Origin of the sequence: Streptomyces sp. NPDC060031, assembly GCF_042736805.1 — a bacterium.
Lineage (GTDB): Bacteria > Actinomycetota > Actinomycetes > Streptomycetales > Streptomycetaceae > Streptomyces.
Genome location: NZ_JBHWVM010000009.1, coordinates 1 through 15874 on the forward strand (window position 1 = coordinate 1; position 15874 = coordinate 15874).

General features: G+C 70.7%; 14 protein-coding genes. 1 reads left to right on the forward strand and 13 read right to left on the reverse strand.

Annotated elements, in window-relative coordinates; all coding sequences use genetic code 11:
- Window positions 1–91: 91 nt before the first annotated feature.
- The 4 genes from ACFWB8_RS05650 to ACFWB8_RS05665 form a co-directional block, all read right to left on the reverse strand.
- A complete protein-coding gene (locus tag ACFWB8_RS05650) occupies window positions 92–559 on the reverse strand; it encodes a GNAT family N-acetyltransferase (protein ID WP_385222942.1) in 468 nt (155 codons plus the stop codon).
- Window positions 556–1497 (reverse strand): RluA family pseudouridine synthase, encoded by a 942-nt coding sequence (locus ACFWB8_RS05655; RefSeq protein ID WP_385222945.1) that lies wholly within the window; start codon window positions 1495–1497, stop codon window positions 556–558. Before ACFWB8_RS05655 ends, ACFWB8_RS05650 begins: the two co-directional genes overlap by 4 nt.
- Window positions 1498–1582: 85 nt before the next feature.
- Window positions 1583–2146 carry a signal peptidase II gene (gene lspA, locus ACFWB8_RS05660; protein ID WP_385222948.1) on the reverse strand — a complete coding sequence of 188 codons (564 nt, stop codon included), beginning with the start codon at window positions 2144–2146 and terminating at the stop codon, window positions 1583–1585.
- 97 nt (window positions 2147–2243) lie between these two features.
- Window positions 2244–3062 (reverse strand): TraR/DksA family transcriptional regulator, encoded by an 819-nt coding sequence (locus ACFWB8_RS05665; protein ID WP_385222951.1) that lies wholly within the window; start codon window positions 3060–3062, stop codon window positions 2244–2246.
- A 562-nt stretch (window positions 3063–3624) separates the two neighbouring features.
- Here ACFWB8_RS05665 and ileS point away from each other — a divergent pair.
- Window positions 3625–6783 (forward strand): isoleucine--tRNA ligase, encoded by a 3159-nt coding sequence (gene ileS / locus ACFWB8_RS05670; RefSeq protein WP_385222954.1) that lies wholly within the window; start codon window positions 3625–3627, stop codon window positions 6781–6783.
- 338 nt (window positions 6784–7121) lie between these two features.
- Here the strand turns inward: ileS and ACFWB8_RS05675 are convergent, their stop codons facing one another.
- The 9 genes from ACFWB8_RS05675 to ftsW all read right to left on the reverse strand — a co-directional run bounded on the left by ACFWB8_RS05675 (window position 7122) and on the right by ftsW (window position 15857).
- Window positions 7122–8375, reverse strand: coding sequence for a DivIVA domain-containing protein (locus tag ACFWB8_RS05675; protein WP_385222957.1), 1254 nt, complete (start codon window positions 8373–8375; stop codon window positions 7122–7124).
- A gap of 82 nt (window positions 8376–8457) precedes the next feature.
- Window positions 8458–8754: a YggT family protein gene (locus ACFWB8_RS05680; protein ID WP_385222960.1), complete on the reverse strand. Its 297-nt coding sequence runs from the start codon at window positions 8752–8754 to the stop codon at window positions 8458–8460.
- Window positions 8755–8814: 60 nt separating this feature from the next.
- The gene (locus ACFWB8_RS05685; protein ID WP_365917363.1) at window positions 8815–9426 is read right to left on the reverse strand and encodes a cell division protein SepF; all 612 of its coding nucleotides are present in this window, start codon (window positions 9424–9426) and stop codon (window positions 8815–8817) included.
- Between the two features lie 151 nt (window positions 9427–9577).
- Entirely contained in the window at window positions 9578–10297 is a 720-nt protein-coding gene (locus ACFWB8_RS05690; RefSeq protein ID WP_385222963.1) for a YggS family pyridoxal phosphate-dependent enzyme, read from the reverse strand.
- Between the two features lie 3 nt (window positions 10298–10300).
- Window positions 10301–11032 (reverse strand): peptidoglycan editing factor PgeF, encoded by a 732-nt coding sequence (gene pgeF / locus ACFWB8_RS05695; protein WP_385222965.1) that lies wholly within the window; start codon window positions 11030–11032, stop codon window positions 10301–10303.
- The gene (gene ftsZ, locus ACFWB8_RS05700) at window positions 11029–12225 is read right to left on the reverse strand and encodes a cell division protein FtsZ (RefSeq protein ID WP_385222968.1); all 1197 of its coding nucleotides are present in this window, start codon (window positions 12223–12225) and stop codon (window positions 11029–11031) included. The genes pgeF and ftsZ overlap by 4 nt, the downstream gene beginning before the upstream one ends.
- A 279-nt stretch (window positions 12226–12504) precedes the next feature.
- A complete protein-coding gene (locus ACFWB8_RS05705) occupies window positions 12505–13353 on the reverse strand; it encodes a cell division protein FtsQ/DivIB (protein WP_385222971.1) in 849 nt (282 codons plus the stop codon).
- A gap of 32 nt (window positions 13354–13385) precedes the next feature.
- On the reverse strand, window positions 13386–14480 hold the full coding sequence (gene murG, locus ACFWB8_RS05710) for an undecaprenyldiphospho-muramoylpentapeptide beta-N-acetylglucosaminyltransferase (protein WP_385222973.1): 1095 nt from the start codon (window positions 14478–14480) through the stop codon (window positions 13386–13388).
- Window positions 14481–14486: 6 nt separating this feature from the next.
- Window positions 14487–15857, reverse strand: a complete 1371-nt coding sequence (ftsW, locus tag ACFWB8_RS05715; RefSeq protein WP_385223196.1) for a putative lipid II flippase FtsW — start codon at window positions 15855–15857, stop codon at window positions 14487–14489.
- Between the last annotated feature and the right edge of the window lie 17 nt (window positions 15858–15874).

Sequence of the window (15874 nt, forward strand, 5' to 3'; positions counted from 1 at the left end):
GGGCTGGATCTTGACTGATGCCGCCTCACAACCAGCCCCGCCGGCGTTTGAGGCGCGGGGTCCGGGGCGGAGCCCCGGGTGTCCGGCCGGGCTACGGCAGGGGGCGGCGCATGGCGCGGTGCGGGATGCCCGCGTCCTGGAACTCGGGGCCGTAGGCCACGTACCCCAGCCGCTCGTAGAAGCCGAGCGCATGCGTCTGCGCCCCCAGCTCGACCGCGCAAAGCCCCCGCTCCGCGGCCTCCGCCTCGAGCGCCCGGACCAGCGCGACCCCCACACCGAGCCCGCGCGCGGCCTTGCGTACCGCCAGCCGCCCCAGCGAGCCGACCGCGAGGTCGCCCGTCTTGCCCAGCGCAGCGGCCCCGTGCAGCAGCCGCCCCGTACCCAGCGCGACCCCGTCCGGCCCCACGGCCAGTACGTGCACCGCGCCCGCGTCGTACGCGTCGTACTCGATCGACGCCGGCACGGACTGCTCGACCACGAACACCTCGGTCCGCACCTCGAAGCAAGCCGCCGTGTCGGTCTCGCCGACAGCCACCCGGACCTCGACCGGCGAGGTCACTCGCTCTCCGCCCGGATCACGTCCAGCGCGCGCTGCAGGTCCGCCGGGTACGTGCTCTCGAACTCCACCCACTGCCCGTCCGACGGGTGCTCGAAGCCCAGCCGCACGGCGTGCAGCCACTGCCGGGTCAGCCCCAGCCGCTTCGCCACCGTCGGGTCGGCCCCGTACGTCAGGTCGCCGACGCAGGGGTGCCGGTGCGCGGCCATGTGCACGCGGATCTGGTGCGTGCGACCGGTCTCCAGCTTGATGTCCAGCAGCGAGGCGGCCCGGAAGGCCTCGATCAGGTCGTAGTGGGTGACGGAGGGCTTGCCCTCCTGGGTCACGGCCCACTTGTAGTCGGCGGTGGGGTGCCGCCCGATCGGCGCGTCGATCGTGCCGCTCATCGGGTCCGGGTGCCCCTGCACCAGCGCGTGGTAGCGCTTGTCCACGATCCGCTCGCGGAACTGGTTCTTCAGCGAGGTGTACGCGCGCTCCGACTTCGCGACCGCCATCAGACCGGAGGTCCCGACGTCGAGGCGGTGCACGATGCCCTGGCGTTCGGCCGCGCCGGAGGTGGAGATCCGGTAGCCGGCGGCGGCGAGGCCGCCGATCACGGTGGTGCCGGTCCAGCCGGGGCTCGGGTGGGCGGCGACGCCCACCGGCTTCATGATGACGACGATGTCGTCGTCGTCATGGACGATCTCCATGCCGGGCACGGGCTCGGCCACGATCTCGACGGGCCGCGGCGGCGCGGGCATCTCGACTTCGAGCCAGGCGCCACCGTGCACGCGCTCGGACTTCCCGACGACGCTGCCGTCGACCGCCACCTTCCCCGCGGCCGCGAGTTCGGCCGCCTTCGTCCGGGAGAAACCGAACATACGGGCGATGGCGGCGTCAACGCGCTCGCCCTCGAGGCCATCGGGAACGGGCAGGGTGCGGATCTCGGGAATCGTACTCACCTGTCGAGTATGCAGGACTCGGCCGACGGGCATTCCCGCGAGCGCCCCGCGCCCGGCCCGCGGCCGCCCTGCGGCAGCCCCGCGATCAGTCCTTGTGGACCGTGCCGTCCGGGTCCAGACCCTTGAACGACAGCAGGACGATCAGGATCCCGCCGCACACGATCGCCGAGTCAGCGAGGTTGAAGACCGCGAAGTGGGCGGGCGCGATGAAGTCGACCACCGCCCCGCGGAACACGCCCGGCGAGCGGAAGATCCGGTCGGTCAGGTTGCCCAGCGCACCACCCAGCAGCAGGCCCAGCGCGATGGCCCACGGCAGGCTGTACAGCTTGCGGGCCAGCCGGACGATCACCACGATCACGGTGGCCGCGATACAGGTGAAGATGATCGTGAAGGCCTCGCCGAAGCCGAAGGCGGCGCCCGGGTTGCGGACGAACTCGAACTTCAGGAGCGTCCCGGCGATCTCGATCGGCTGTTCGTGCTCCAGCTTCGCGACGACCAGCATCTTGCTGCCGAGGTCGAGCAGGTACGCGAGCACCGCCACGACGAGCAGGGCCACGATCCGCCGCCGCCCCTTGGGCTCGGCGGACGCGGGCTGGGCGTCGTCGTCCCCGACCTCCGGCGTACCGATGATGCGCTCCGCCTCTGTCACGTGAGTCCCTCGAACTAGCTCGAACCAGGCTGACGAGAGGAGAGTACGTCAGGGCGCGCGCCGCCCGCCCGGCCGCCCGCCCGCCCGCCCGCCCGCCTCAGTGCCGCCGCTCTTGCTTCTGTTTGCAGTCCACGCACAGCGTCGCCCGCGGGAAGGCCTGCATCCTGGCCTTGCCGATGGGCTTGCCGCAGTTCTCGCAGATGCCGTACGTGCCCGCCTCCAGCCGTTCCAGGGCCCGCTCGGTCTGCTCCAGCATCGAGGTGGCGTTCGCCGCGAGCGCCAGTTCGGACTCCCGGGTGATGTTCTTGGTGCCCGTGTCGGCCTGGTCGTCGCCCGCGCCGTCGCCCGAGTCCCTCATCAGGCCGGAGATGGCCACCTCGGAGGCGTCGAGCTCGGCGCGCAGCCGCAGCACCTCGCTCGTCAGCTCGCTGCGGGCCTCGTCGACCTCTCCTTGCGTCCACGGGTCCTCCCCGGGCCGTACGGCGAGCTCGCCGGGCGTTCGAGCGGCCGTGCCGCGCGCCTTGGGCAGCCCGCTGGTGGCGGCCGCGGCGGTTTTCCTGGCCGTGCCGGTGCTCTTCTTGGCGACCACTGTGCGGGCTCCCGTCTCTAGCGCGGCGTGCGCCGCCCCCTCGGCCCCGGCCGGCTTGGCCGTGGCCTTCTTCGCGGCCGTCTTCTTGACGGCGGTCGCCTTCTTGGCGGGCGCCTTCTTCGCGACGGCCTTCTTGGCGGGCGCCTTCTTGGCGGCCGCCTTCTTCGCAGGTGCCTTTGCGGGCGCCTTCACAGCAGCCTTCTTCGCGGGCGCCGTCCCGGCGGCAGCGGTGGCCTTCCCGGCCGGAGCCCTCTCCTCGGCCTCCGTCGCCTTCCCGGCGGCCTTCTTGGCAGTACTAGTACTCCCGGCGGTCTTCTTCGCCACCATGGCCGCGGCCCCTTCACATACTGTGATCTTTGCTCGCGAATCGTGCCGGAACGATAAATCGGCTCCAGCCCCGCGGCAACGGGGCACGCGTCCATCGAGGTCAACCTGCATCCGTTGTGCCCATCCGGAGCCCCGGTAATCCGCCCCTTGCGCCCCACGAGGCTCCGGACCGGCGCATCGGCCCATTCGGGTCACGCCGACGCCCTCCCCCGCCCCCGGCGCCACGCCCCGTAAACCGGTCTGCCGAGCACGCCCTGGGCCCGTACACTGGGCCCAGCGAAAGGCATGGACGGGGACGAGTAGCGTCGGACGCAGCCAGGAGCGACCCGGGGACGGTGAGAGCCCGGGGGCGAGCGCGATGTGAAGGATCACCCCTGAGCCGCCGGAAGAAAGCCGTACGGATCCCGCCCGGATCCCCGTACGGCGAGTAGAACCGGCTCGCACCCCAATGAGGGGGCCACCGGACCCGTCCGGAGGCCAAGGAGGGTGGTACCGCGGGAGCAGCCAAGCTCTCGTCCCTCCGGACGGAAGTGACACCCCGCCGGAGGAAGAGTTCAGCCTCATGACCACACCGCCCCAGTACCGCCCGGTACCCGCCCAGGTCGACCTGCCTGCCCTCGAGCACGCCGTCCTCGACTTCTGGCGCGAGAGCAAGACCTTCGCCAAGACCCTGGAGCAGTCCGAGGGCCGCCCCGAGTGGGTCTTCTACGAGGGCCCGCCCACCGCGAACGGCATGCCCGGCGCGCACCACATCGAGGCCCGGGTCTTCAAGGACGTCTTCCCCCGCTTCCGCACCATGCGCGGCTACCACGTGGCCCGCAAGGCCGGCTGGGACTGCCACGGCCTGCCCGTCGAGCTCGCCGTCGAGAAGGAGCTCGGCTTCAACGGCAAGCAGGACATCGAGGCGTACGGCATCGCCGAGTTCAACGCCAAGTGCCGCGAGTCCGTGACCCGCCACACCGACGCGTTCACCGAGCTCACGACCCGGATGGGCTACTGGGTCGACCTGGACGACGCGTACCGCACGATGGACCCCGACTACGTCGAGTCCGTGTGGTGGTCGCTCAAGGAGATCTTCAACAAGGGCCTGCTCACCCAGGACCACCGCGTCGCCCCCTGGTGCCCCCGCTGCGGCACCGGCCTCTCGGACCACGAGCTGGCCCAGGGCTACGAGACGGTCGTGGACCCCTCGGTCTTCGTCCGCTTCCCGCTGACCTCCGGCCCGCTCGCGGGCGAGGCGGCGCTGCTGGTCTGGACGACGACCCCCTGGACCCTGGTCTCCAACACCGCCGTCGCCGCGCACCCGGACGTCACCTACGTCGTCGCGCGCCGTGCCGGCGACGAGGACTCCGAGAAGCTCGTCGTCGCCCAGCCGCTGCTGGAGAAGGCCCTCGGCGAGGGCTGGGAGGCCACCGGCGAGTCCTTCACGGGCAAGGAGATGGAGCGCTGGACGTACGAGCGCCCCTTCGGCCTGGTCGAATTCCCGGCGCCCGCCCACTACGTCGTGAACGCCGAGTACGTCACGACCGAGGACGGCACCGGTCTGGTCCACCAGTCCCCCGCCTTCGGCGCCGACGACCTCGCGGTCTGCCGCGCGTACGGCCTGCCGGTCGTGAACCCGGTCCGCCCGGACGGCACCTTCGAGGAGGAGGTCCCGCTGGTCGGCGGCGTCTTCTTCAAGAAGGCCGACGAGAAGCTGACCGCCGACCTCGACGCGCGCGGCCTGCTCTTCAAGCACATCGCCTACGAGCACAGCTACCCGCACTGCTGGCGCTGCCACACGGCGCTGCTGTACTACGCGCAGCCGTCCTGGTACATCCGCACCACCGCCGTCAAGGACGCGATGCTGCGGGAGAACGAGAAGACGAACTGGTTCCCGGACTCGGTCAAGCAGGGCCGCTTCGGCGACTGGCTGAACAACAACATCGACTGGGCGCTGTCCCGCAACCGCTACTGGGGCACCCCGCTGCCGATCTGGCGCTGCGAGGAGAACCACCTCACCTGCGTCGGCTCCCGCGCCGAGCTGACCGAGCTGTCGGGCACCGACCAGTCGAACCTGGACCCGCACCGCCCGTACATCGACGACGTCACCTTCCCCTGTACGGCGGAGGGCTGCTCCCTGACCGCCGTCCGCGTGCCGGAGGTCATCGACGCCTGGTACGACTCGGGGTCGATGCCGTTCGCGCAGTGGGGCTACCCGTACAAGAACAAGGAGATCTTCGAGAAGCGCTACCCGGCGCAGTTCATCTCGGAGGCCATCGACCAGACGCGCGGGTGGTTCTACACCCTGATGGCGGTCGGCACCCTCGTCTTCGACAAGTCCTCCTACGAGAACGTGGTCTGCCTCGGCCACATCCTCGCCGAGGACGGCCGCAAGATGTCCAAGCACCTGGGCAACATCCTCCAGCCGATCCCGCTCATGGACCAGCACGGCGCGGACGCGGTGCGGTGGTTCATGGCGGCCGGCGGCTCCCCGTGGGCGGCGCGGCGCGTGGGCCACGGCACGATCCAGGAGGTGGTCCGCAAGACCCTCCTGACCTACTGGAACACGGTCGCCTTCCAGGCCCTGTACGCCCGTACGTCGAACTGGGCGCCGTCCGCCTCGGACCCGGCCCCGGCGGACCGCACGGTCCTGGACCGCTGGCTGCTCTCCGAACTCCACACCCTCACGGCCGAGGTCACGGAGGCGATGGAGGCGTACGACACCCAGCGCGCCGGCAAGCTGCTGTCCGCGTTCGTCGACGACCTCTCCAACTGGTACGTCCGCCGCTCGCGCCGCCGCTTCTGGCAGGGCGACGCCGCCGCGCTGCGCACCCTGCACGACGTGGTCGAGACGGTCACCCGGCTGATGGCCCCGCTGACCCCCTTCATCACGGAGCGGGTCTGGCAGGACATGATCGTCCCGGTCACCCCGGACGCGCCGGAGTCGGTGCACCTGTCGACGTGGCCGGTGGCGGACGCCGCGCTGGTGGACCCGGTCCTCTCGCAGCAGATGCTGCTGGTACGCCGCCTCGTGGAGCTGGGCCGGGCGACGCGTGCGGAGTCGGGCGTCAAGACCCGCCAGCCGCTGTCGCGGGCGCTGGTGGCGGTCTCGGGCTTCGAGACCCTCTCCCCGGAGCTGCACTCCCAGATCACGGAGGAGCTGAACGTCTCCTCCCTGGCCTCCCTGTCCGAGGTCGGCGGTTCACTGGTGGACACGACGGCCAAGGCGAACTTCCGCGCGCTGGGCAAGCGCTTCGGCAAGGGCGTGCAGGACGTCGCGAAGGCGGTGGCCGCGGCCGACGCGGCGGCCCTGTCGCTGGCCCTGCGGTCCGGCTCCGCCGAGGTCGAGGTGAACGGCTCGCCGGTCGCCCTGACCCCGGAGGAGGTCATCATCACGGAGACCCCGCGCGAGGGGTGGTCGGTGGCGTCCGACTCCGGCGCGACGGTGGCCCTGGACCTGGAGATCACCCCGGAGCTGCGGCTGGCGGGCCTGGCCCGTGACGCGATCCGCCTGATCCAGGAGGCCCGCAAGAACTCCGGTCTCGACGTGGCGGACCGTATCGCCCTGCGCTGGTCCTCGTCGGACCCGGAGGTCGTGACGGCCCTGACGGACCACGCGGCGCTCATCGCGGACGAGGTCCTGTCGACGGACTACGCGTCGGGCGAGGCGGACGCCGCCTTCGGCGACCCCTTCACGGACGAGTCCCTGTCCCTGACCTTCCGCCTCCGCAAGGCCTAGCCCCACCGCAGCGGCCCGTATCCCCGCCGGGGGTACGGGCCGCTTCGCGTTTTCGAGGGCCGGCGGGGCCGAGAGGCCGCATCAGCCCAAATCCAGCCCCGCCGACGTTCGAGACGCGGGGCGCAGGGGCGGATCCCCGATCTCCAACCCCGCCGACGCCTGAGACGCGGGGTCCGGGGCAGGAGCCCCGATCTCCAGCCCCGCCGGCGGTTGAGGCGCGGGGCGCGGGGGCGGAGCCCCGGCAGCGGCACCGCGCGCGAAAACGGGCCGGGCCCGGTTGCCCCCTGAGGGGAACCGGGCCCGGCCCGTGAGACTGCCGACAGACGCGGCGGCGGCGCTTAGTTGTCGTCCTCGTCGATCAGGAAGCCCCGCATGGGAGACGGCGCCTGCTGCATCGGCTGCGGAGCAGCCGGCCGCACCGGAGCCATCGGCTGCGTCATCGCCGGGGACATCTGCTGCTGACCACCGTAGGACGGGGCCATCGGGGAGGGACCGCCCATGGGGGACGGGCCGCCCATCGACGGGCCACCCATGGAGTGCCCCATCGCACCGGCCGGAGCCATCGAAGGCGACGGCGACGGCGGCAGCGCGGGACCGGCGGGGTTGCGCGGCGGGGCCAGGGAGTCGTCGGCCTGGGTCTCGAGCTGGCGCAGCTGCGACTCCAGGTAGGACTTGAGGCGCGTACGGTACTCACGCTCGAAGCCCCGAAGGTCCTCGACCTTGCGCTCCAGCGTGGCGCGGGCGGACTCCAGCGAGCCCATCGCGACGCGGTGCTTCTCCTGCGCGTCCCGCTCCAGCGCGTCGGCCTTGGCACGGGCGTCCCGCTCCAGGCCCTCGGCGCGCGAACGGGCCTCGCCGACGATCTTGTTGGCCTCGGAGCGGGCCTCCGCGATCGCCTGGTCGGCGGTCTGCTGCGCCAGCGACAGGACGCGGGCGGCGCTGTCACCACCGGGGCCCTGCTGCGGGAGCTGCTGCTGCTGGGGCTGGTGCATCTGCTGGCCCATGGGCTGCATCTGCTGCCCCATCTGCTGCATCTGCTGGCCCATCGGCTGGCCGAGCGGGTTCTGGCCGCCCATGGACTGCTGCTGCATGGGCTGGCCCATGCCCTGCTGACCCATGCCCTGCTGACCCATGCCTTGCTGGCCCATGCCCTGCTGGCCCATGCCCTGCTGACCCATGCCCTGCTGGCCGCCCATGGTGTGCTGCATGGGGCCGCCCATCGGGCCCGGACCCTGCGGTCCGTGTCCACCGGGTCCGGCCGGGAGCTGCGGCGGGCCGCCGGGCAGCTGGGGCGGGCCCATCTGCGGCTGCTGCTGCTGCGGCGGGCCGGATATGGCCGCGGGCACGGGGGCGCCGGGGCCACGCTGGTCCTGGGGTTCCGGCTTGCGCATGCCCTGCTGCTGCTGGTTCTGCGCGGCGGCGCGCGTGGCGGCAGCCAGCTTGGCGCGCAGGTCCTCGTTCTCGCGCAGCAGGCGCGTCAGTTCGGACTCGACCTCGTCGAGGAAGGCATCGACCTCGTCCTCGTCATAGCCTTCTCGGAGGCGGACGGTCGTGAACTGCTTGTTCCGCACGTCCTCGGGAGTCAGCGGCATGTCTTCTTCACCTCTACGTAGTCGTCGGCAGTCGGCAAGACCGTATCGGGACTGTCCCCGCGCCTGCGGAGAAGTTCATCGTTCACACGCTTCTCGCAGCGGTGCTCACGAAGCTGATGAGGATGTAAACGATGAGCATCAGAACGAAGAAGGACAGGTCGAGTGCCACGCCCCCGAGACGCAACGGCGGAATGAACCGCCGAAGAAGCTTGAGCGGTGGATCGGTCACAGTGTAGGTGGCCTCCAGAACGACCACCATCGCCTTGCCCGGTGCCCATGAACGTGCGAACTGGAACACGTAGTCCATGACCAGTCGGAAGATCAGCACGATGAGGAAGCACATCAGCACGATGTAGACAACCTGCAGTGCGACGCCCATCCCGTGCTTCCCTCTCCCCTGCTCCCGCTCTGTTCCCGGTCCCGTATCTGACGGATCGGTCTAGCTTTGGTTGAAGAACCCGCCCTCCGCGATGCGGGCCTTGTCCTCCGCCGTGACATCGACGTTAGCAGGCGACAGCAGGAACACCTTCTGTGTCACGCGTTCAATGCTGCCGTGCAAGCCGAACACGAGGCCGGCCGCGAAGTCCACGAGACGCTTCGCATCCGTGTCGTCCATCTCGGTGAGATTCATGATCACCGGAGTGCCCTCACGGAAGTGTTCCCCGATGGTACGGGCCTCGTTGTAGGTCCGGGGGTGCAGCGTCGTGATGCGGTACGGCTCCCGCTCGGAGACGACCTTGGGCATGATCACGGGGGCGTTCTTCTCCAGGTTCGAGCGTTCGGGTGTGATGGATGCCACGGGGGCGATTCGCGCAGGACGTCCGTTTTCTACCGGGATTGGGATGGGTTCCCGCTGCGCCGGGGGCTGTACGACTCGTACCGGTTCGTCCGTTACGGGCGTTTGGTGCGGGGCAGGTTGCTGTCGTCGGCGCTCTCGCTCCGGCTCCGGCTCGGGCTCGAACTCGTCGTCGGGGTCGTACCCCGGGCTGTCGTACCGGTCGTCCTCCACGAGGCCGAGGTAGACCGCCATCTTGCGCATCGCGCCGGCCATTCTCTGAGTCCTCCGCTCTGTGGTGGATCGCCCTGTCGCAGGTGTGCCGCCGTGTCACGAATGTCACCAACTGCCCGCGATCCACGTGGTCTGCCCGCTCATCAGCGGTAATGACCATATTTTCTGCTGTGGTCCGACTTTCTTCGCGACGTTACCCGAGCCGGGGTCTCGCGCCGAGTACCGCAGTGCCGACGCGTACATGTGTCGCACCGGCCGCAACGGCCTGTTCCAGGTCCGCGCTCATCCCGGCCGACACCATCGTGGCAGCCGGATGGTCCGCGCGCAGGCGGGATGACAATTCCACCAGTCGCTCGAAGGCCGCCTGTTCGCGCCCCGCGTACGGCCCGGCCAGCGGGGCAACGGTCATCAGACCGTCGATCCGCAGTCCGGGCGCGGCGGCCACGAGGTCCGCCAACTCGCCGAGCTGTTCGGGTGCCGCGCCGCCCCGGGTGCCGCGCTCCCCCGACTCGGCGTCGAGCGCGATCTGCACGAGGCAGCCGAGCTCGCGCCCCGCGCTCCCGGCGGCCGCCGAGAGGGCGGTCACCAGCTTGGGCCGGTCGACCGACTGCACCACATGCGCGTATCCCGCCACGGAACGGACTTTGTTCGTCTGCAACTGGCCGACGAAGTGCCAGCTGAGCGGCAGATCCGCGCAGGCCGCGGCCTTGGGAGCGGCGTCCTGGTCGCGGTTTTCCGCAACATGACGGACCCCCAGGTCCGCCAGCAGTCGTACGTCGCTCGCCGGGTAGGTCTTGGTGACCACGATGAGGGTCACCTCTTCCCGCGCCCGCCCCGCGGCCGCGCACGCGGACGAGATGCGTTCCTCCACCCACGCGAGGTTCTCGGCCAGCTCGGCCTTACGGTCCGTCATCAATCAGTCCAACCAGACATATCCGGCGAGCCGCCCGGTCACCCGGTCGCGGCGGTACGAGAAGTGGTCCCGCGACTCCAGTGTGCAGACCGGGGACCGGTGGATGTTCACCACCCCCGCCTCGGCCAGCTGCGCGTGCACCCCCGCGACCACGTCCACGGCCGGAGTCCCCCAGCTGGTCTCGGCATAAGCGGACGGCACCGCCTCGGCGACCGCGTCCCGCATCGCTGCGGGCACCTCGTAGCAGTGCCCGCAGACGGCGGGTCCGGTACGGGCGGTCATGCGCGCGGGTTCGGCCCCGAGCGAGACCATCGCCTCGACGGCGGCGGTCACGACCCCGGCGACCAGACCGGGACGCCCGGCGTGGGCGGCTCCCGCGACACCGGCGACGGGGTCGGCCAGCAGGACCGGGGCGCAGTCGGCGGTGAGGACCGCGAGGGCGAGCCCCCGACGGGTGGTCACCAGCGCGTCCACAGCGGGAAGGTCCGAAGCGGAATCCCACGGGGCGTCCACCACGGCCACGTCCCGGCCGTGCACCTGGTTCATCCAGACCACCCGGTCCGGGCCGATGCCCAGGGACTTCGCCGCGGCGGCCCGGTTCGCACGAACGGCGGCCGGGTCGTCTCCGACCGCGCCGCCGAGATTGAGCTCCTCGTACGGAACGGCGCTCACTCCACCCCACCGGTCGGTGAAGGCGAAGTGGGCGCCGCTCTCGCTGTACTGCTCCAGCGTCACTTCAAGAAGTCCGGGACATCCAGCTCTTCGGCCGGGCTGTCCTGGTACGGCCGGGCCGTCGGGACCTGCGGCGCGGGGGACTCGGCCGGGGCCGCCTCGACGGGAGCCGGGGGCTCCTCGCGCGGGGTGACCGAGCCGAGTCCGCCGAACGCCGGGCGGACCGGGTCGGCGGCGCGGACCGGCGCGGGGGCCGGCTCCTCGCGCTTGGACGCGGCGCCGATGACGTTGTCCCGGCGGGCCGGGGGCTGTCCTCCGTCGAAGCCGGCCGCGATGACGGTGACCCGTACTTCGTCGCCCAGCGCGTCGTCGATGACGGCGCCGAAGATGATGTTCGCCTCGGGGTGCGCGGCCTCGCTCACCAGCTGCGCGGCCTCGTTGATCTCGAAGAGACCGAGGTCCGAGCCGCCGGAGATGGAGAGCAGCACGCCGCGGGCGCCGTCGATGGACGCCTCCAGCAGCGGCGAGGAGATCGCCATCTCGGCAGCGGCCACCGCGCGGTCGTCGCCGCGGGCCGAGCCGATGCCCATGAGGGCCGAGCCCGCCTCGGACATCACGGACTTGACGTCGGCGAAGTCGAGGTTGATCAGACCCGGGGTGGTGATCAGGTCGGTGATGCCCTGGACGCCCGAGAGCAGGACCTGGTCGGCCGACTTGAAGGCGTCGAGCACGCTGACCTGGCGGTCCGAGATGGACAGCAGTCGGTCGTTGGGAATGACGATGAGGGTGTCGACCTCTTCGCGGAGCTCGGCGATGCCGTCCTCCGCCTGGTTCGCGCGGCGCCGGCCCTCGAAGGTGAACGGGCGGGTGACCACACCGATCGTCAGGGCGCCGAGCGAGCGCGCGATGTTGGCGACGACGGGTGCGCCGCCGGTGCCGGTGCCGCCGCCTTCACCGGCGGTGACGAAGACCATGTCGGCCCCCTTGAGGACCTCCTCGATCTCCTCGCGGTGGTCCTCTGCCGCCTTGCGACCGACGGCCGGGTTGGCTCCGGCGCCGAGGCCCCGGGTGAGTTCGCGGCCGACGTCGAGCTTGACGTCGGCGTCGCTCATCAACAGCGCCTGGGCGTCCGTGTTGATGGCGATGAACTCGACGCCCTTGAGACCGACCTCGATCATTCGGTTGATGGCATTGACACCACCGCCGCCGACACCGATGACCTTGATGACTGCGAGGTAGTTCTGCGGTGCTGCCACGTCGAAGGCCTCTCGCCTCGAGTTACGTGTCGCCGCCTCGCGGGCCTGCGTTGCGACGACTGATGCCGAAATTGGGACGGTCCGTACACGCCGACCCGAACCCTAACCCTGAAGTTTAGGGTTAAGGGTGTGTCTGTTCCTTGGACTCTTCCGAACAGGACACTAAGTCGACAAGTAGCGCGTGTTCAACGAACACGCCGAACCTCCCGTTTTTCTTTTCACCCTATGTGATCACCCGTATCGCTGGCCAACCAGGGTGCTTCGCTGTTGGAGCCGACGTCAACTCCCGGACACCGAGGGTGCGGTGGGGACGCTCACGTCAAAGTGGTCAGCCTTGGGCGAGGCCTTCAGGAGGGCGGTCAGCGCGCGGCCTTTCGCCTCGCCCTGTTCGCCGCTCCCCCAGACCACGGTCCGGCCCCCGCTCAACTCCAGCAGGACCGAATCGTACGACCGAACCTTGACCTGCACGGTCTCCTTGGCGACGGCCTGCGGGAGGCCGCCGGCGACGCCGACGGCCTCGTGCAGCAGCCGCTCCTCGTCGAAGCGGCGGCCGCTCGGGGACTGCGCGGCGTTCAATTCGAGGACCGGAACGCCCGCGGGTGCTTTCGCCACAGTGTCGAATCGCACACCCGAAGCGTCCACTTCCACGAAGTCGGCGTCCTTTTTGATGAGCAGGACGGGTTTGCGTTCCGTCACTTTCAGCCCGATTCCGTGCGGCCAGGCCCGCACCACATCGACCGAATCGATGCGGGGCAGGCGGCCGCGGAGCCGGCTCGCGATCTCGCCGGTGTCCACGGACACCAAGGGCGTGCCGACGGGCACGGCGGCGGCCGTCAGCACCTGTTGCGGGGTGAGGACCTCGGTGCCGCTGGTGGTCACCTTCTCGATCCGCAGCCAGGAGGAGCCGTAGAGCACCCAGGTGCCGCCGGCGGCCAGCAGCAGCGCGGCGGCGAGGGCGACCACCAGGACGGGGCCCCGGCGCAGGCCCTTCAGGGAAGGGCGCTGCCCGCCGGGGCCTCGCGGGCCGGATCTCCTGGACGGCTTCGGGGGCTTGGGTGGCCGGGCGGAGCCGGGTCCCTTGCGGGCAGCCCCCGAGTTGCCGCGTTCCTCGGTCGTCGCTCCGGCCACGCCTGTGCCTCCTGCGTCCGTGCCTTCCCGCCTCAGCGGTTCCTTTGGGCGGCAATCGCCTCGTACACCATCGCGACCAGCAGCTCGTCGGCGTCCCGGCGCCCGAACTCACCGGCGGCGCGGGACATCTCGTACAGGCGGTGCGGGTCGGCGAGGACCGGGAGGACCTGGCTGAGCACCCACTGGGGCGTCAGTTCCGCGTCGTCCACGAGCAGGCCACCGCCGGCCTTGACCACCGGCTGGGCGTTGAGCCGCTGTTCGCCGTTGCCGATCGGCAGCGGGACGTAGGCGGCGGGGAGCCCGACGGCGGAGAGTTCGGCGACGGTCATCGCACCCGCGCGGCACAGCATCATGTCGGCGGCGGCGTACGCGAGATCCATCCGGTCCACGTACGGTACCGGCACATACGGCGGCATCCCGGGCATGTTGTCGACACGCGGCAGTTCGTTCTTCGGCCCGACCGCGTGCAGGATCTGGATCCCGGAGCGCTGGAGCGTCGGCGCGACCTGCTGGATCACCTCGTTGAGGCGGCGGGCGCCCTGCGAGCCGCCGGAGACCAGCAGGGTCGGCAGGTTGGGGTCCAGGCCGAAGGCGGCACGCGCCTCCGGGCGGACCGCGGCCCGGTCGAGGGTGGAGATGGAGCGCCGCAGCGGGATGCCGACGTAGCGGGCACCGCGCAGCTTGCTGTCGGGCGTGGAGACCGCGACGGCGTGCGCGTACCGGGAGCCGATCTTATTGGCCAGTCCGGGCCGGGCGTTGGCCTCGTGGACGATGATCGGCACCCCGAGCCGCTTGGCGGCGAGGTAGCCGGGCAGGGCCACGTAGCCGCCGAAGCCCACGACGCAGTCGGCCTTGGTGCGCAGGAGGATCTCCTCCGCGGCCTTGATCGTGCCGCGCAGCCGTCCGGGGACGGTGATCAGCTCTGGGGTTGGCTTGCGGGGCAGCGGTACGGCGGGGATCAGTCCCAGCTCGTAGCCGCGCTCCGGCACCAGGCGGGTTTCGAGTCCGCGTTCCGTGCCGAGGGCGGTGATGCCCACGGAAGGGTCCTGCCTACGCAGGGCGTCCGCGAGGGCGAGCGCCGGCTCGATGTGGCCGGCGGTCCCCCCACCGGCGAGTACGACATGCACCGAAATTCACCGCTCTCCGGACGGACGCTTCTTGACGCGCCGTCTCATCGACTTCCATCTCTGCCCGGCCCGCAGCCGCCCGTTCTTCGGCCGCCGCATCGCGAGCGCCGCGCGCGCGGCGGGCTCCTCCCGCGCGAAGGCGATGAGCAGTCCGACCGCGAACATGGTCGGCAGCAGGGCTGACCCTCCGTAGGAGAACAGCGGGAGCGGGACCCCGGCGATCGGCAGCAGACCGAGCACCGCACCGATGTTGATCACGGCTTGCGCCGTGATCCAGGTGGTCACGCCTCCCGCGGCATACCGTACGAAGGGGTCCTCCGTGCGTCCGGCCACGCGGATACCCGCATAGCCTAGGGCCGCGAACAGGGCGAGCACCGACAGCGTCCCCGCCAGACCCAGTTCCTCGCCGGTGATGGCGAAGATGAAGTCGGTGTGGGCCTCTGGCAGTTGCCCCCATTTTTCCACACTGGCACCCAAACCGGAACCGAACCATCCGCCGGAAGCCAGCGCATAGATTCCGTGCACGGCCTGCCAGCACAGATCGTTCCTGCCCGGTTCCGTCGCACCGATGCACGCGAGCCGGTCCATACGGTGCGGGCTGGTCTTGATGAGCAGCGCGACGATCGCACCCGCGAAGGCCAGCACCCCCGCGAACATCCGCGTGGGCGCCCCGGCCAGCCACAACAGGCCGAACAGGATGGCCCCGAGGATCATCGCGGTGCCCATGTCCCCGCCGAGCATGATCAGCCCGAGCAGCGCGAAGGCGACCGGGACCAGCGGCACCAGCAGGTGCTTCCACTGGCTCAGCAGCCCCTTGTCGCCCTTGCGCGCCAGCAGGTCGGCGCCCCACAGGATCAGTGCCAGTTTGCCGAACTCACTGGGCTGGAGCATGAACGGACCGCCAAGGGAGATCCAATTCTGGTTGCCGTTGATCGCCACCCCTATCCCGGGGACCTGGACCAGGACCATCAGGAAGACCGTGCCGGCGAGCACCGGATAGGACAGCGCCCGGTGGAGTTTGACGGGCATCCGGGAGGCGCCCAGCAGCAGTCCGGTGCCGATCAGGGCGGCGAGGAACTGCTTCTTGAAGAAGTACGCGTCTCCCAGGCCGAGCTGGAGCGCCTTGATCATGGAGGCCGAGTAGACCATCACCAGACCGAGCACGGTGATGAGCAGCGAGCTGCCGAAAATCACGTAATACGCTGTGAGCGGCCGGTCCCAGGCCCGGCGCAACTGCTGTTGCGTACGCCGCAGCCCGTCCAGGGGCCCGCGCCCGGCGGGCCGCTTCCCGCCGCCCGCGAGGCGCCCCCCGCCCCGCGGCCTGACGGTCTTCACGGCGGACGGCCGCCGCCCCGGCAGCACTTGCTTGGCCGGCATCTCTGTCATCCCCTCCA

Bases quoted from the DNA above. Each gene is read 5' to 3' on its own strand.
- ACFWB8_RS05665 (WP_385222951.1), bottom strand. From the start codon at position 3,062: ATGGTGGCGAAGAAGACCGCCGGGAGTACTAGTACTGCCAAGAAGGCC.
- ileS (WP_385222954.1), top strand. From the start codon at position 3,625: ATGACCACACCGCCCCAGTACCGCCCGGTACCCGCCCAGGTCGACCTG.
- ACFWB8_RS05675 (WP_385222957.1), bottom strand. From the start codon at position 8,375: ATGCCGCTGACTCCCGAGGACGTGCGGAACAAGCAGTTCACGACCGTC.
- ACFWB8_RS05680 (WP_385222960.1), bottom strand. From the start codon at position 8,754: ATGGGCGTCGCACTGCAGGTTGTCTACATCGTGCTGATGTGCTTCCTC.
- ACFWB8_RS05685 (WP_365917363.1), bottom strand. From the start codon at position 9,426: ATGGCCGGCGCGATGCGCAAGATGGCGGTCTACCTCGGCCTCGTGGAG.
- ACFWB8_RS05690 (WP_385222963.1), bottom strand. From the start codon at position 10,297: ATGACGGACCGTAAGGCCGAGCTGGCCGAGAACCTCGCGTGGGTGGAG.
- ftsW (WP_385223196.1), bottom strand. From the start codon at position 15,857: ATGCCGGCCAAGCAAGTGCTGCCGGGGCGGCGGCCGTCCGCCGTGAAG.